The sequence below is a fragment of the Candidatus Rhodobacter oscarellae genome, assembly GCF_001078595.1.
In the GTDB taxonomy this organism is placed as follows: Bacteria; Pseudomonadota; Alphaproteobacteria; order Rhodobacterales; family Rhodobacteraceae; genus Rhodobacter_B; species Rhodobacter_B oscarellae.
The window spans coordinates 3,430,493-3,444,727 of record NZ_LFTY01000002.1 but is presented as its reverse complement, the minus strand read 5'-3'; the positions used below and the strand labels follow the sequence as shown (position 1 = coordinate 3,444,727).

Genomic DNA, 14,235 nt, shown 5'->3' with positions numbered 1-14,235 from the left:
GGTTAGCATCATCACAGGGGCCGCGCGGGGCATCGGCCTGGCCACGGCCAGACTAATGGCGGCAGCGGGGCATGAGGTCGTGCAGGTGGACTGGGATTCAGAGGAGCTCGCTCGGTCCGCCCTGCCGGGCGTCCTTGCGATAGACAGCGACATCTCGGACCCCGCACAGGTGGACGACATGATCGCGCAGGTGCTCGCCCAGCACGGGCGCATCGACAATCTGGTGAACAACGCGGGCGTGGCCGAGTTCGGGCCCGTTGAGGACTGCTCCTTCGAGATGTGGCGCCGGGTGATGGCGACCAATCTCGACGGCACATTCCTGTGCACCCAGGCCGCCGCGCCCGCCCTGAAGGCTAGCCAGGGCGCGGTGGTCAACATCGCCTCGATCAGCGGGCTGCGGGCCTCGACGCTGCGCGTCGCCTACGGCACCTCCAAGGCGGCGGTGATCCAGCTGACCAAGCAGCACGCCGCCGAGCTGGGCGAGCACGGCATCCGGGTGAACTGCGTCTGCCCCGGCCCGGTGCGCACCAAGCTGGCCATGGCGGTGCATTCCCAAGAGATCATCGACGCCTATCACGACGCGATCCCGCTGAACCGCTACGGCTCGGAGGAGGAGATCGCCCAGGCCATCGCGTTCCTGTGCTCGGACAAGGCCAGCTATATCACCGGCCAGGTCCTGGCCGCGGATGGCGGGTTCGAGAGCACGGGCGTTGGGCTACCAGCACTGAGGGCGACATGAGGGATTACTGGCAGAACTACATCGCCGGCGACTGGGTCGAGGGCGGCGCGGGGCGCATCGCGGTGGAGAACCCCGGCACAGGCGAGGTCTGCACCGAGCACGCCCTGGCGGATGTGGGTGACGTGGACCGGGCGGTGCAGGCCGCGAGGGCCTTCGTCGCCTCAGATGTCTGGACCGACATGCGCCCTATGGCCCGCGGCCGGATCGTCCAGGACATGGGCCGCTGGTTCGAAGCGCATGCCGAGGAGATCGCCCAGGTGCTCAGCGCCGAGCAGGGCAAGCCCATCTGGGAGGCCCGCGGTGAGGTCGGCAACGCCGCCAAGTATTTCGACTATTTCGGCGCGCAGGCGGCGCTCTTAGAGGGCCGGTCCATCCCGCTGGGGGCGGGGTATTTCGACTTCACCGCGCTGGAGCCCTATGGCGTCTCGGCGCAGATCATCCCCTGGAACTTCCCGCTGGAGATCGCCGCGCGCTCTATCGCCTGCGGGTTCGCGGCGGGGAATGCCTGCATCGTCAAGACCTCTGAGATGACGCCCTGCGCCTCGGCCTATTTCGCGCAAGCCGCCGAGGCCTGCGGGGTGCCCAAGGGCGCGCTGTCGGTCTTCACCGGGCTCGGCGCGGACGCGGGCGCGGCCCTGGCCGGGCATCCGGGCGTGGACCAGATCGTCTTCACCGGCTCCGTCGCCACCGGCCAGCGCATCGCCACGGCGGCGGCGCAGAACATAGTCCCCTGCGTGCTGGAGCTGGGCGGGAAATCCGCCGCGGTGGTGCATGCCGACGCCGACCTGGACGCCTTCGAGACCGATATCCGCAAGGGGATCTATGTGAATGCAGGGCAGATCTGCTCGGCTCTGAGCCGCGTGGTGGCCCATGAGAGCGTGCATGACGAGCTGGTCGAGAGGATCGCGGGCGTCGCCCGCCGCACGCCCCTCAGCCTCGGCGCGGAGGCCGAGGAGCCGTTAGGCGCGATGGGGCCTATGATCTCGGCGGCTCAGCGCGACCGCGCTGTGGACATGGTCGCAGAGGCCGAGCGCGCGGGCGCCCAGGTCGTCGCTGGCGGACGTAAGGGCAACCTGCCCGGCTTCTTCATGGAGCCCACGGTGCTGGCGAATGTCCAACCAGATCAACGCATTGCGCAGGAAGAGGTCTTTGGCCCCGTGGTCAGCGTGCTGAAATACCGCGACGAGGCCGAGGCCATCCAGATCGCCAACGGCACCGATTACGGCCTGGTGGCGGGCGTCTTCACCCGCGACCTCGACCGCGCCACCCGCGCCGCACGGCAGCTGCGCGCGGGGCAGGTATTCGTGAACGAGTGGTTCGCGGGCGGGGTCGAGACGCCCTTTGGCGGATATGGCAAGTCCGGCTATGGCCGCGAGAAGGGCCAGGAGGCGCTGCTGAACTACGTGCAGACCAAGAATATCGCGATCCGGACCCGCTGAGTGTCGACCCTGATCAAGCCCTTCAGCCAGGACCAGGCGCGCGGGATGCTGATCGGAATGGCGATGGGCGCGGCGATGGGCAACGCCCGATACGGGCTGGCCCCGGGGCAATGGACTGGCGTGGCCACGCAGGCGCTTTGCATGGGGCAGATGCTGCGCTCGGCCAATGGCTGGGACGCCGAGGACGTGATGAAGCGCTTTGTGAACTGGCGCGATCATGGCTATCTATCGCCCACGCGGATGTGCTTTGACCTCGACCCAGGGATGGGCGCCGCGCTGGAGCGGTTCGAGGCCACGCGGAACCCCTATCAAGGCGTGCCGGAGAGCCGCGACGGCAAGGCCATCGCGCGGCTCGCGGCGGTGGTGATCGCCTATGCGGGGCGGGTCGAAAGCGCCGTGGCGGTGGCGGGCCTTCAGGCCCGGCTGACCCATGGCGACCCGGACAGCGCGCGGGCCTCGGCGGCGGTGGCGGAGTTCATGGTGACGGGCGAGAGCAGCACTCTTTCCGCGGTGGAGGCGCCGCCGCAAGCGCCGGTTGCCGTGGGCGACGTCCTGCGGGCGGCGATCTGGGCCCTGGGGGCCGGGAACAGCCTAGAGGAGGTCCTGCAAAAGGCCACGGGGTTGGGTGGCGACGCCGATGTGGTGGGCGCGGTGGCAGGGCAGCTCGCCGGGCGGCGCCATGGCTATGGCGGGGTGCCTAGCGCGTGGCGCAAGCTGCTGCATGACCACGATAAAATCCTTGGTATCGCGGATGATTTGCACGCCATGCGGCCGGTGGATGTATGAGTGAAACCGCGATCCAGCCGCTGGGCCGCGATCAGTTAGAGCCCGCCTTTGCCCTGGCCACCGAGGTGTTCATCGCGGGCAGCAATGTGCACCGCGCCCTTGGGATCGGGTTGGAGGCATACCGCGCCTATCTGCGGCCTTCCTTTGAGGCGATGGTGGCCGAGGGGCTGTCCTTTGCCGCCACCGACGCTGCCACCGGGGCCTTGGCGGGCTGCGTGATCGTCACTGACTTTTCCAAAACGGGGACCGCCCCTGCGAGGCGGGATCCTGCGCTTGCGCCGCTTATCGCATTGACCGATGCGCTGGGGTCCAAATACCCGCGCGCCTTGGGCGCTGGAGAGGCGATCTTGGTGGATATGGCTTGTGTTGCAGAGGGTTACACCGGGCGCGGGCTCTACACCGCACTTCGCGGGGCGGCGCAGGACCACGCCGCGCGACGCGGATTTCGCTGGGCTTTGGGAGAGCTTTCCTCTGCCGCGACACAGCATGTCATTCTGGGCAAGATGGGCCACCGCGCGCTGGCGCGGGTCGATTTCGCCACATTCGAATTCAACGGGCAGCGCCCCTTCGCCAGCATCACCAAGCCGCGCGGCTTGGTGCTGTCCGAGGGCGCGTTGTAAGCTGTGAAGAGCATCACGGCACACACAAAAAAAACGCCGCGTCGCGGCAAGGCATCCATTGGGAGAACATAGATGAGCCTGTTTGACGAAGACCTGTTCCGCAAGGGGCTAGAGCAGCGCAAGGGGACCTTGGGCGCTGAATATGTTGAGAAAAATCTCGCCGCGGCAGATGAGTTCACCCGCCCCTTCCAAGAGGCGATGACCGCCTGGTGCTGGGGCTTCGGCTGGGGCGATGAGGTGATCGACCCCAAGACCCGCAGCATGATGAACCTGGCCATGCTCGGCGCCTTGGGCAAGATGCACGAGTGGGAGATCCACTGCAAAGGCGCGCTAAACAACGGCGTCAGCAAGGAGGAGATCCGCGCGATCGTCCACGTGGTGGGCATCTATTGCGGGGTGCCGCAATCGCTGGAGTGCTTCCGCGTGGCGCGCCGGGTGCTGGAGGAGGCGGGGGAGCTTTAGGGCGGCCTCCGGCCTGAGAGCACCCCAAAGCAAACGGGTTCTCGGCACTATAAGGCCATAAAATCGGCGCGGTTCCCTGGCACACCACGGTGATTGGTTCTGTGCGAAGGGTCATATTGATGGCAAAACCATTCACGTTCCTGCGCGCCGCCGTGCAGCGGAGCAAGTTGAATGGGCGGCGGGTGTTGGGCTGGTCCATGCAGGTCGGGGCGGTCGCGGTCGTGGTGACGCTCGTCGAGATGAGCTATCTGTGGTTTGCCGTTTTGCCGAGCGCGCCCGATGCCCTTCAGGCGGCGGCCCAGGGCATCGCGTCCGGCGGGTTCATCTTTGACAGACTTACGCTCTTGGTCGCTCCAATCCTCATCGTAAACTCCGTTGCATCAGGCGTGTTTGTCTTGCTTGCGGCGCTCGCCGCGGCTGTGTGCGGGCTGCTCATCCCCCGGCACCTGATTGGGTATCTGGACGGGGTGCTGTGGGTTGTGATGGCAAGCGTTTTGATCCCCTATTTTGGCATCGCTGACCGTCTGTCAGAGCAATTGGGCAACATCGGCGGGGTGCTGCCATATGTCGTGCTTTGGCTGCTCGTATACATGCGGGCGCGGCTGGTTCCGGGCTTTGCCCGGCTGGACTTCAAAGACAACGCCGCGTTGGATCTGGCGATTGACGCAGAAGCGGCCTGGGGCGCTCTGCGCACGCACTTTGGCATCTCTATTGCTGAGCCCGGGGACACCGCGCTCTTGGCTGGGCAAACCGGCGGCGAGGTCCGCTTTTCGATCCCAGGGCATCATCACCTTGTGATCGAGGAAAAAGGCACCAATCGCAACTTTACGACCTCTCGGGAAGAGATTGCGATCACCATGTTTGCCGCTGGGCATTGCCGGCTGAACCTTCGGACGAGGATCGAAGGCCTTAACCCGTGGATCTGGTGGGGCTGCTGGGTGACCCCTTCCGCGAGGGACCAAGCGTTGCACCTCTCTGCGCAAATCCTGGGCGAGCCCGATCCCTCAATCGCTGGTCGAATTTTGCGGCGGCATCGCCGGAAGGCGGAGAGAGCGGCCATGGGGGCGGTTCCGGCTTAAAACGCGACATGTTTCAGAGTTCACCCTTGGTCGAACGGGCCAGCATGTCGTAGGTCTCGGCGGCGGCCTCGGCCGAGACGTAGCCCAGCGCCAGGTCCAGTATCACATCGTTCCAAAAATGAGTGTCGCGGAACGTCAGACCTTTGTTCTTGAACGTATCTAGCGCCCGCTGGAGCTTCCCTTGGGCGAGCACCTGCGCCGCCCGGCGAACTTGAGCTGCTGCGTTGTGCATCGACCATGTGCCCCGCAGCCACAATTGGAGGACCGCGCGGCCCAACGAGGGCCCGTGGAAAGCGATGAATGCGCCAGCATAGACGTTTCTTGATCACTGGTTGCTCCGGCGGCGGGAAAAGCACGCTGACCCAGGCGCTTGCGCGCGCCGGATATGCGACCGTCCCAGAGCCTGGCCGCCGCATCGTCAAAGAGGAACGCGCCGGTTCGGGCCGCGCCTTGCCATGGGTCGACCCCGAGGGCTTTGCCCGGCGCGCCCTGGAGATGGCCACCCGTGATCTCGAAGGGGCCGGCGCCGTCGACACGTTCTTTGACCGCGGAACACTTGATGCCCATGTCGCGTTGCACCACCTCACGGGCGCGCCTGTTCCGGGGGAGTGGCCATATTCTCAGCCGGTGTTCTGCGTGCCGCCCTGGCGCGAGATCTTCGTCAATGACGCCGAGCGGATGCATGACTTTGGCGTGGCGGAAGCTGAATACCGCAGAATCCTGACGGCGCTGGGCGCAAGCGAGGTCCAATATCACATCGTTCCAAAACTGAGCGTCGAGGAGCGCCTGGCCTTCGTGCTTGAGCGCATCTAGCGCCCGCTGGGGCTTTCCTTGGGCGAGAGCTTGCGCCGCCCGGCGATCTTGAACCGGTCCGCCGTGCCATAGTCGCGCATCGCCACGCCCGCGGTGAAATCCCCAAAGGCCGGCCCGTGCTTGAACAGGTGCCCCGAGCAGCCCCCGGCCAGCAGCACGTTGGAATGCTCTGGGTGCCAGTCGACGATGAAATGCGTGTCCGGCGTCAGGATCACCTGGTTGAACTTGCTGTCCACCACGCGCTCGCCGATCAGCCCGGGCAGGCGGTGCCGGATGTACTGGCGGGTCTTGTTGAGGGACTGGCGCTCGATCAGGCGCTCGTCATTGTTGATGTCGATGGGCGTGTTGGGGATGACCACGGCGGCCTTGACCCCGGAGCCCTCCGACGAAGGAATGCCAAAGCTGCCCTGCCCGTGGTCGATCCAGCAGGGCATGCGCTCCATGTCGAACTGGTCCGAGCCATCGGGCGTCGAGGTATAGAGCACGTTGATGCCCATGATCGCGCTGATCGGCTTGATCGTGCGGGGGAACATCTCGGCCATCCAGGCGCCGGTGGAGATCACGATCACGTCGGCCTCCAGCGGGCGCCCGTCCAGCATGGGGCGCTCGGATGCGTCCGTCGTCACCGTGCCGCGCTTGACCACGCCGCCCTCGCGCTTGAACAGCTCCACCGTGGTGATCACGCAGCGATGCGCCATCAAGAGCCCCGCCTGGGGTTCGAAGAGCGCATAGCTGATCTCGTCGACCTTGAACTGCGGGAAGCGGGCGCGCACCTCGTCCGGCGTGAAGCGGTAATAGGGCACGCCGACCTTGTCGAAGGTCTCGGAGGTGGCGTCCTCCCAATCGCAATGCCCGCCCGTGGCCAGGATCAGCGCGCCGCATTCATACATAAGGTTCTGGCCGGTCTCGGCCTGCAGCTCTAGCCAGCGGGCGCGGCTGTCGCGGGCCCAGCGGGTGTAGAACTCGTCGCGGCCAGAGATCGCCCGGATCACCCGGTTGTAATCCGTCGAGGCGGCGCGGGCATGCCCCGGCTCCCAGCGGTCGATCAGCGTGACCTTCGCGCCACGGCGCTGCAAATGCAGGGCGGTCATCGCCCCGGCTATTCCCCCGCCAACCACAATGATGTTTGAATTGGGCATCAAGAACCTTGCCACGATCTGTATTTCTGGATACTGTATACAGAATACGGTCCGCTGGCAAGGATCGTAAAACAGGGAGAATAACGTGCCAGAACAAGACTTTAGCCTGCCGGAGGGCACGCATACCGTGGTGATGGGCGGCGGCGACGCCAACGGAATCATGCGCGGCAAGCGCTTTCCGGCCAGCCACTGGGACGCAATCTGCAAGGGCGGCAACGCGATGTCGATCGCCACCTTCGCCATCGATATGACCTGCGACGTCTGGGACACGCCCTATGTGAACTTCGACAACGGCTATCCGGACATGCACCTCTTTCCGCTGACCAAGCCGGTGCCGATCCCGTGGGAGCCCGGCGTGGCGATCTGTTTCGGGCGCTTTGAGGGCACCGACCACAAGCCCGTACCGATTGACCCCCGCCAGGCGCTGGTGCGCCAGGTGGAGCGCGCGCGCGACATGGGCCTTGAGGTGCAGGTCGGCACCGAGCTGGAATTCTACCTGCTGGATCCCGAGACCGGGTTGCCCAAGGACAAGGGCATCGGCGTCTACGGCCTGGACCGCGCCGCCGAGCTAGAGCACGTGCTGGGGCCGATCCGCACCCAGATCAACGAATGCGGCATCCCGATCGAGCAATCCAACCCCGAATACGCCGCCGGCCAGGCCGAGGTGAACATCCGCTTCGGCGAGGCGCTGCGCGCCGCCGACCGCGTGGTGATGTTCCGCTCGCTGGTCAAGCAGCTGGCCGCGGCGCATGGCTACCGCGCCACCTTCATGGCCAAGCCCTTCTTTGAGGAGAGCGGCAACGGCTTTCACGCGCATTACTCGCTTTGGAAGGACGGCCGGAACGCGTTCTCGGATGGCGGCAAGCTGAACGACACCGGGCGGCACTTTTTGGCCGGGCAGCAGGCGCGTATGGCCGAGGCGGCGATCTGCGGCTCGCCCACGCCGAACGGCTACCGCCGCCGCCAGCCCTATACGTTCTGCCCGATCAACACCGCCTGGGGCATCGACAACCGCACCGTTGGGCTGCGGGTGATCGAGGGCAGCGAGAGCGCCGTGCGGGTGGAGAAGCGCGACGCGGACGCGACCGCCAACCCCTATTACCTGCTGGCCACGGACATCGCCGCGGGGCTCGACGGGATCGAGCAGGGACTGGAGCCCTCCGAGATGACCACCGGCAACGCCTATGAGAGCGAGGACGCCGCGCCAATCCCGACCACCATGGTCAAGGCGCTGGAGCTGGCCCGCGGGTCGAGCTGGCTGAAGGGCGTGATGGGCGCGGACGGCTACGAGATCTACCTGCAGCAGGCCGAGCGCGAGCTGGAGTTCCTGCTGGCGCAGATCAAAGAGACGGTCACCCCGGTGGAGACCCAGCGCTACCTGGTGAACTTCTAGTGCTGCTGGGCCGCGTCACCGGGACGGTCACCGCGACCGCCAAGGACGCCTCGCTGGTGGGCGGGGCGCTTTTGCTGGTGGAGGTGCCGGCGGGCGAGATCATCGCGCTGGACACCGTGGGCGCGGGCAAGGGCGACCAGGTGATCGTAACGACGGGGTCGGCGGCGCGGCTGCCGAGCGGGGCCACCGGTGCGCCGGTGGATGCCAGCATTATCGCAATCGTGGACAGCGTCTCAAAGGCGTGAGTGAGGAGACCTAAAATGGCGAAACCAGCAGCGGGCCAGGCGGCCCTTGGCATGATCGAAACGCGGGGCCTGGTGGCCTCGATTGAGGCGGCGGACGCGATGGTGAAGGCCGCGAGCGTCACCATCGTTTCGCAGCAGCGCCCCGGCGGCGGCCTGGTGGCCACGCTGGTGCGCGGCGAGGTCGGCGCGGTGAAGGCCGCGACGGACGCGGGTGCGACGGCGGCCAACAAGGTCGGCGAGGTCGTCTCGGTCCACGTGATCGCGCGCCCGCATGACGAGCTTGAGGCCATCCTGGAAGGTCTCGGATAGGCGCGGGCCGATTTCTTGCAAGAAATCGGACAAGAATTTTGGAAAATTCTTGGCCCGCCCAGCCGATAGGAACGCGCCCAGATGAGCAACCCGTTCGCTGATTTCGCTGAAGCCGCCTCGAGCGCGCGCCGGACATCCCTTGCAAGGGATGTGCCGCAATTTTCCAAAATTGCGGTGCTCGGCGGTGGCGCGGATGCGCGGCTGATTGCAGCGCTGTGTCTGAGCGAGGGGGCGGAGGTCACGCTGTTCTCAGCCTACGGGGCCGAGCTGGAGGCGATGCGCGCCTCCTCCGGCATCACCCTGCGTGGGGCGGGGCCGGTTGGGACCTATCACGTGGATCGCCCGCAGGGGCCGTCGGTCAAGCTGACCGCTGAGCTTGACGCCGCCGTGAAGGACGCCGAGCTTATCTTCCTGACCGGGCCGGTCCACAAGCAGCGCACCTATGCGATGGTTCTGGCCGATCATCTCCAGGGCGGGCAGGTCATCGTACTGCCCGGCGGGCGCACCTTTGGCGCGCTCGAGACCGCCTGGTATCTGCGCATCGGCGGCGCCACAGCGGATTTCACCATCGTGGAGACTCAGGGCCTGCCCTATTGGATCCGCAGCGAGGGCGCGGTGCTGCATCTCTCCCAGGCTGGCGCCGTCGGCGCCGCCACCCTGCCCAGCGGACGCGAGCACGTCCTGGCGGCCGTGACGCCGCTGATCGCGATCCAGCCGCCCCATCCCATCGCCGTGAACGGCTTTCATGACGGGTCGGCGCTGGTGGAATTCCCGGCACTGCTGATGTCGGGGCCAGCGCTGGGCTCTGGCGCACAGCCGATCCCAATGGGCGGGCAGCCCCTGCCGGAAAACCAGAGCTTTGCCAGCCTCATCGGGCCGGAACAGAGACGCATTATTGAACAGCTTGCCGAGGAGCGCCGCAGCGTCGGGCACGCCTTCGGCACGCGATCCTTTCCCGACACCGACGACTGGATCGACCTCTATGCAGGAGGATCGCGCGGCGAAGCCGCGCGCCCGGTTCCAGATCAAGAGAGCGCCAAGCAGGCGCTGCGCGACGGGGTGATCGGCTCGCTGGTGCCGCTGGTCTCCGCCGCCAGGCTGACCGGCACAAAGGTGCCCGTTACCGAGGCGATGATCACCCTGGCCTCCAGCGTTCTGGGCGCGGATGTTGCCGCCGCCGGGCGCCGCCTGGACACGATTGGGATCACCGCCACGGACGCCTCGGAGGCGCGCCGCCAGATGGACAAGATCGCCGGGGGCGCCCATGGATAACGACCTGCTTTCCATCGCCGCGGCCCGCCGGGCCGCCGACACCGCCTTTAAGGCCTATCAGGACTTCCTGGGCACCGACCCCGCGCAGGTCGACGCCATCGTCGAGGCCATGGCCCGCGCGGTGGAGCCCGAATGCGCCCGCCTCGGCCAGATGGCGCATGAGGAGACCGGATACGGCAACCCCGAGCACAAGCGCATCAAGGACCTGATGAACGCCCGCGAGACGGTGAACTGGCTGCGGGACGTCACCACGCTGGGCATGCTGTGGCGCGACGACGCCACCAAGATCGCGGCCTTTGGCGAGCCGATGGGCGTGGTGGCCGCGCTGATCCCCGTGACCAACCCCACCAGCACGATCATCTTCAAGGTGCTGAGCGCGGTGAAGGCGGGCAATGCCATCGTCTGCGCGCCGCATCCGCGCGGGCTGCGCTGCGGGCTGGAAACCGTCAAGATCCTGGCGCAGGCCGCCGAGCAGGCCGGCGCCCCCAAGGGCCTGGTCCAATGCCTGAGCGAGGTCACCATCGAGGGCACCGACGCGTTGATGAAGCACCGCCGCACCAGCATCATCATGGCCACCGGCGGGCCAGGCATGGTCAAGGCGGCCTATAGCTGCGGCAAGCCCACGCTGGCCGTCGGCGCGGGCAACGTGCCCTGCTATGTGCACGGCTCGATGAAGGACGACCTGGACGAGGTCGCCGAGATGATCGTGGCCTCCAAGAGTTTCGACTACGGCACCGCCTGCGTCTCCGAGCAGGCGGTGATCGCCGATCCCGAGATCGCCCGCGACATGCGCGCGGCACTCAAGCAGGCGGGCTGCTATTTCTGCACGCCGCAGGAGGCCGACCGCCTGGCCAAGGTGATCTTTCTGGGCAAGCAGCGCATGAACCCAGAGCGCGTCGGGCAGGCGCCCGAGGTGCTGGCCGAATTGGCCGGGTTCTCGGTGCCGCCGGGCACCAAGGCGCTGATCAGCGAGGAGACCGAGATCGGCTGGCACCGGCCCCTGTCGGCGGAGAAGCTGAACCCGGTGATGGCCTTCTACGCGGCGAAGAATTCCAGCCACGGCATCGAGCTGGCGCATAGCATCGCCAAATTCGAGGGCTGGGGGCACTCCGCGGTGGTGCATTCCAACGACCCGCAGGTGGTCGCGGACTTCGCCCGAGTGCCCACGGGGCGCGTGCTGGTGAACGTGCCCGCGATCCATGGCGGGGCGGGATATGCGACCGATATGGAGCCGAGCTTTATGCTGGGCACCGGCACCTGGTCGGGCTCGATCACCTCCGACAACGTCACCGCGCTGCATCTGATCAACATCAAGCGCGTGGCCTATGCGAACCGCAACTGGCGCGACATCTATGAGGACTATGGCTAATGGCTGATATCACCATCCGCGCGCTGATGCAGATCGACAACCTGCAACCCAAATTCGCTGCCTATAATGGCGCGACGGTGCAGGGCTCGATCCCCTTGGCGGGCGACACCGTGCTGATCGGCGAGCTGGCGCCGGGCAACGGCGTGTTCGGGCTGATCGACCGCGCCTTGAAGGCCTCGAGCGTCGAGGCGACCAGCCAGATGGTCGAGCGCGAGTTTGGCTTTTTCATCCTGCGCTCGCCGTCGAATGCCGAGGTCTCTATGGCGCGCGATGCGATCCTGTCAGAGCTGGGCGCGTCGATGCAGGACCGGCTGAAGCCCGCGATCGCCTCCACCCAGATCATCACCAGCGTGGAGCCGCACCAGGCGCAGCTTCTCAACAAGTGGCGCAAGGGCGCGCTGCTGGTGCCGGGGCAGACGCTGGGGATCATTGAATGCGCCCCCGCGGCTTATATCTCCATCGCCACCAACGAGGCCGAGAAGGCCGCCGAGATCGACATCGTCGAGGTGCGCGCGGTGGGCCGGTTCGGGCGCCTGTTCATCAGCGGGTCCGAGAACTCGGTGCAGACCGCGATGGAGGCCGCGACGCGGGCAATTGAGGCGATCGAAGGACGCAATGAGTAGGGTTGTAGGCTCTGAACTGATCGAGGACGCGCGCCAGCGCGGGCGCGTGGTGTTCGAGATCCTGCCCGGCGACATCATCACGGATGTGGCGCGCGAGACCGCCGCGCGGATCGGGATCAGGCTGGTCGATGGGCCGCTGGAGCGGCCCGCCCCGGTCAAGACCGATGGCACCACGGCGATGCGGCGGTTGATGTACAAGCGCTCGGCGCGGTGGGTGGCGCCCCGTCGGGGCGCGATCCTTCCGGCGCGGCGTTTCAGCAAGCTCGCCTTGGTTGGCGCGGGCGGCGTGGGCGGCAACATCGCGCATCTGGCGGCGATGGCGGACATGGCCGACGAGATCGCCTTGATCGACATCGCGCCGGGGCTGGCCGCGGCGACGGCGTTGGACCTCAACCACGCCACCGGCATCACCGGCGCGCGGGCGCGCTGCCTGGGCGGCGAGGACCTGTCGCAGGTCAGCGGCGCCGACGTGGTGGTGGTCACCGCCGGGCGCGCGCGCTCGCCGGGCATGACCCGCGCCGACCTGATCGGGGTGAACGCCCGCGTGATCCAGACCGCCGCCGAGGCGATCCGCACCCAGGCCCCGCAGGCCATCGTGATCGTGGTCACCAATCCGCTGGACGAGATGACCACCGAGATGCTGCGCGCCACGGGCTTCCCGCGCGAGCGGGTGCTGGGCATGGCGGGCACGCTGGACTCCAGCCGCTTTCGGAACGCTTTGGCCATGGCGGCGGGGGTCACCCCGGCGGACGTGCAGGCCATCACCCTGGGCAGCCATGGCGAGGAAATGGCCCCGATCCCAAGCCTCGCCCGGATCAAAGGCGCGCCGCTGGAGAAGTTCCTCAGCCCCGAGAGGATCGCGGCCTGCGTGCAGGACGCCGTCACCGGCGGCGGGCAGGTGGTGGCCTTGAAAAAGATGGGCTCGGCGACGATTGCGCCTGCGCATGCCTCGGTCGAGCTTTTGGACCACATCCGCGGCGCGCGCAGCGGGCCGGTGCCGGTCTCGGTGCGATTGGACGGCGAATACGGCATCGAGGGCGTGGTCCTGGGTGTGCCCGCGCATCTGGGCGCCAGCGGGCTGGTCGAGGTCGAGGAGCTTCGCCTGACCGAGGAGGAACGCGATGCTCTGCGTCGCGCGGCGGACGCGATCAAGGCGCGGTTGGCGTCATGATCCGCAAGGCCCAGGGCGGCGGCCGCTTCGAAGAGATCGGCAGCTATTCCCGCGCCAAGCGCGTCGGGCCCTTCGTCTACGTGGCGGGCACCACCGCCATCGAGCCCAGCGGCAAGCTGCACGCGCCCGGCGACGCCTACGCGCAGACGCATTACATCCTGCAAAGGATTGAGGCCGCGCTGCGGGATGTCGGAGCCGAGCTGCGCCACGTGATGCGGGTGCGCGCCTATTTCACCGCCGACTGCGACACCGGCGGATTCGTCCGCGCCCATGGCGAGGTCTTCGCCGGGATCGAGCCGGTGCTGACCGGCGTGACGGCGGGGCTTAGCCAGCCGGGGATGGTGGTGGAGATCGACGTGGACGCCATCGTGCATGACGAGGACGGCACCATTGCCGGATGAGGCCCGCCTGACGGAGCTCTTGGCGCTGGAGCGGCAGGTCTGGGACGCTCTGCTGCGCGGCGACGCGGCGGCGGACGCGGCGCTCTTGAACGAGCGGTTCCTGGGCGTCTATCCCAGCGGGTTCTCCGACAAGGCGGGGCACGTCTCGCAGCTCGGCGATGGGCCGTCGATCCTGCGCTATGCGCTGTCGGAGGCCAGGCTGCTTGATCTGGGCGAGGACCGGGCGCTGCTGTCCTATCTGGCGCATTACGAGCGGATCGGGACAGGCGCGGCGGAGAGGATGTATGTCAGCTCCATCTGGGAGCGTTCCGGCGGCGGCTGGCGGAACATCTTCAGCCAGGACAGCCCCGCAGCTTAGCCCTACTGGCTTTACAT

The 14,235-nt window shown here is 67.1% G+C and carries 18 protein-coding genes; 16 read left to right on the top strand and 2 right to left on the bottom strand.

Annotated elements, in window-relative coordinates; all coding sequences use genetic code 11:
• Nucleotides 1-55: 55 nt before the first annotated feature.
• From AIOL_RS21270 to AIOL_RS21245, 6 genes are all read left to right on the top strand, one after another.
• A complete protein-coding gene (locus AIOL_RS21270) occupies nt 56-739 on the top strand; it encodes an SDR family NAD(P)-dependent oxidoreductase (protein WP_235439192.1) in 684 nt (227 codons plus the stop codon).
• Nucleotides 736-2,178 carry an aldehyde dehydrogenase family protein gene (locus tag AIOL_RS21265; RefSeq protein ID WP_049644824.1) on the top strand — a complete coding sequence of 481 codons (1,443 nt, stop codon included), beginning with the start codon at nt 736-738 and terminating at the stop codon, nt 2,176-2,178. The genes AIOL_RS21270 and AIOL_RS21265 overlap by 4 nt, the downstream gene beginning before the upstream one ends.
• Nucleotides 2,179-2,964, top strand: a complete 786-nt coding sequence (locus AIOL_RS21260) for an ADP-ribosylglycohydrolase family protein (protein WP_049644823.1) — start codon at nt 2,179-2,181, stop codon at nt 2,962-2,964. It abuts the gene before it with no gap.
• Nucleotides 2,961-3,584: a hypothetical protein gene (locus AIOL_RS21255; protein ID WP_049644822.1), complete on the top strand. Its 624-nt coding sequence runs from the start codon at nt 2,961-2,963 to the stop codon at nt 3,582-3,584. The genes AIOL_RS21260 and AIOL_RS21255 overlap by 4 nt, the downstream gene beginning before the upstream one ends.
• 72 nt (nt 3,585-3,656) lie before the next feature.
• Complete coding sequence (locus AIOL_RS21250; RefSeq protein ID WP_049644821.1) at nt 3,657-4,046, top strand: carboxymuconolactone decarboxylase family protein; 390 nt, start codon at nt 3,657-3,659, stop codon at nt 4,044-4,046.
• 119 nt (nt 4,047-4,165) lie between these two features.
• Nucleotides 4,166-5,125, top strand: coding sequence for a hypothetical protein (locus AIOL_RS21245; protein WP_049644820.1), 960 nt, complete (start codon nt 4,166-4,168; stop codon nt 5,123-5,125).
• Nucleotides 5,126-5,138: 13 nt separating this feature from the next.
• Here the strand turns inward: AIOL_RS21245 and AIOL_RS21240 are convergent, their stop codons facing one another.
• On the bottom strand, nt 5,139-5,402 hold the full coding sequence (locus AIOL_RS21240) for a hypothetical protein (RefSeq protein WP_235439120.1): 264 nt from the start codon (nt 5,400-5,402) through the stop codon (nt 5,139-5,141).
• Nucleotides 5,403-5,446: 44 nt separating this feature from the next.
• On the opposite strand from AIOL_RS21240, the gene AIOL_RS21235 reads away from it, so the two are divergent.
• Nucleotides 5,447-5,938 carry an AAA family ATPase gene (locus AIOL_RS21235; RefSeq protein WP_235439119.1) on the top strand — a complete coding sequence of 164 codons (492 nt, stop codon included), beginning with the start codon at nt 5,447-5,449 and terminating at the stop codon, nt 5,936-5,938.
• Here AIOL_RS21235 and AIOL_RS21230 read toward each other — a convergent pair.
• Complete coding sequence (locus AIOL_RS21230) at nt 5,935-7,077, bottom strand: FAD-dependent oxidoreductase (RefSeq protein WP_268760223.1); 1,143 nt, start codon at nt 7,075-7,077, stop codon at nt 5,935-5,937. The genes AIOL_RS21235 and AIOL_RS21230 overlap by 4 nt on opposite strands.
• A gap of 85 nt (nt 7,078-7,162) precedes the next feature.
• On the opposite strand from AIOL_RS21230, the gene AIOL_RS21225 reads away from it, so the two are divergent.
• The 9 genes from AIOL_RS21225 to AIOL_RS21185 all read left to right on the top strand — a co-directional run bounded on the left by AIOL_RS21225 (nt 7,163) and on the right by AIOL_RS21185 (nt 14,218).
• On the top strand, nt 7,163-8,470 hold the full coding sequence (locus AIOL_RS21225; protein ID WP_049644816.1) for a glutamine synthetase family protein: 1,308 nt from the start codon (nt 7,163-7,165) through the stop codon (nt 8,468-8,470).
• Nucleotides 8,470-8,715 carry a EutN/CcmL family microcompartment protein gene (locus AIOL_RS21220; protein ID WP_049644815.1) on the top strand — a complete coding sequence of 82 codons (246 nt, stop codon included), beginning with the start codon at nt 8,470-8,472 and terminating at the stop codon, nt 8,713-8,715. The genes AIOL_RS21225 and AIOL_RS21220 overlap by 1 nt, the downstream gene beginning before the upstream one ends.
• A gap of 15 nt (nt 8,716-8,730) precedes the next feature.
• A complete protein-coding gene (locus AIOL_RS21215) occupies nt 8,731-9,024 on the top strand; it encodes a BMC domain-containing protein (protein WP_049644814.1) in 294 nt (97 codons plus the stop codon).
• Between the two features lie 81 nt (nt 9,025-9,105).
• Nucleotides 9,106-10,296, top strand: coding sequence for a hypothetical protein (locus tag AIOL_RS21210; RefSeq protein WP_049644813.1), 1,191 nt, complete (start codon nt 9,106-9,108; stop codon nt 10,294-10,296).
• Complete coding sequence (locus AIOL_RS21205; RefSeq protein ID WP_049644812.1) at nt 10,289-11,665, top strand: aldehyde dehydrogenase family protein; 1,377 nt, start codon at nt 10,289-10,291, stop codon at nt 11,663-11,665. Before AIOL_RS21210 ends, AIOL_RS21205 begins: the two co-directional genes overlap by 8 nt.
• Nucleotides 11,665-12,288 carry a BMC domain-containing protein gene (locus AIOL_RS21200; protein WP_049644811.1) on the top strand — a complete coding sequence of 208 codons (624 nt, stop codon included), beginning with the start codon at nt 11,665-11,667 and terminating at the stop codon, nt 12,286-12,288. Before AIOL_RS21205 ends, AIOL_RS21200 begins: the two co-directional genes overlap by 1 nt.
• Nucleotides 12,281-13,459 carry a malate dehydrogenase gene (locus tag AIOL_RS21195; RefSeq protein WP_082152719.1) on the top strand — a complete coding sequence of 393 codons (1,179 nt, stop codon included), beginning with the start codon at nt 12,281-12,283 and terminating at the stop codon, nt 13,457-13,459. The genes AIOL_RS21200 and AIOL_RS21195 overlap by 8 nt, the downstream gene beginning before the upstream one ends.
• A complete protein-coding gene (locus tag AIOL_RS21190; RefSeq protein WP_049644810.1) occupies nt 13,456-13,860 on the top strand; it encodes a Rid family hydrolase in 405 nt (134 codons plus the stop codon). Before AIOL_RS21195 ends, AIOL_RS21190 begins: the two co-directional genes overlap by 4 nt.
• A complete protein-coding gene (locus tag AIOL_RS21185) occupies nt 13,832-14,218 on the top strand; it encodes a nuclear transport factor 2 family protein (protein ID WP_049644809.1) in 387 nt (128 codons plus the stop codon). The genes AIOL_RS21190 and AIOL_RS21185 overlap by 29 nt, the downstream gene beginning before the upstream one ends.
• Nucleotides 14,219-14,235: the final 17 nt, after the last annotated feature.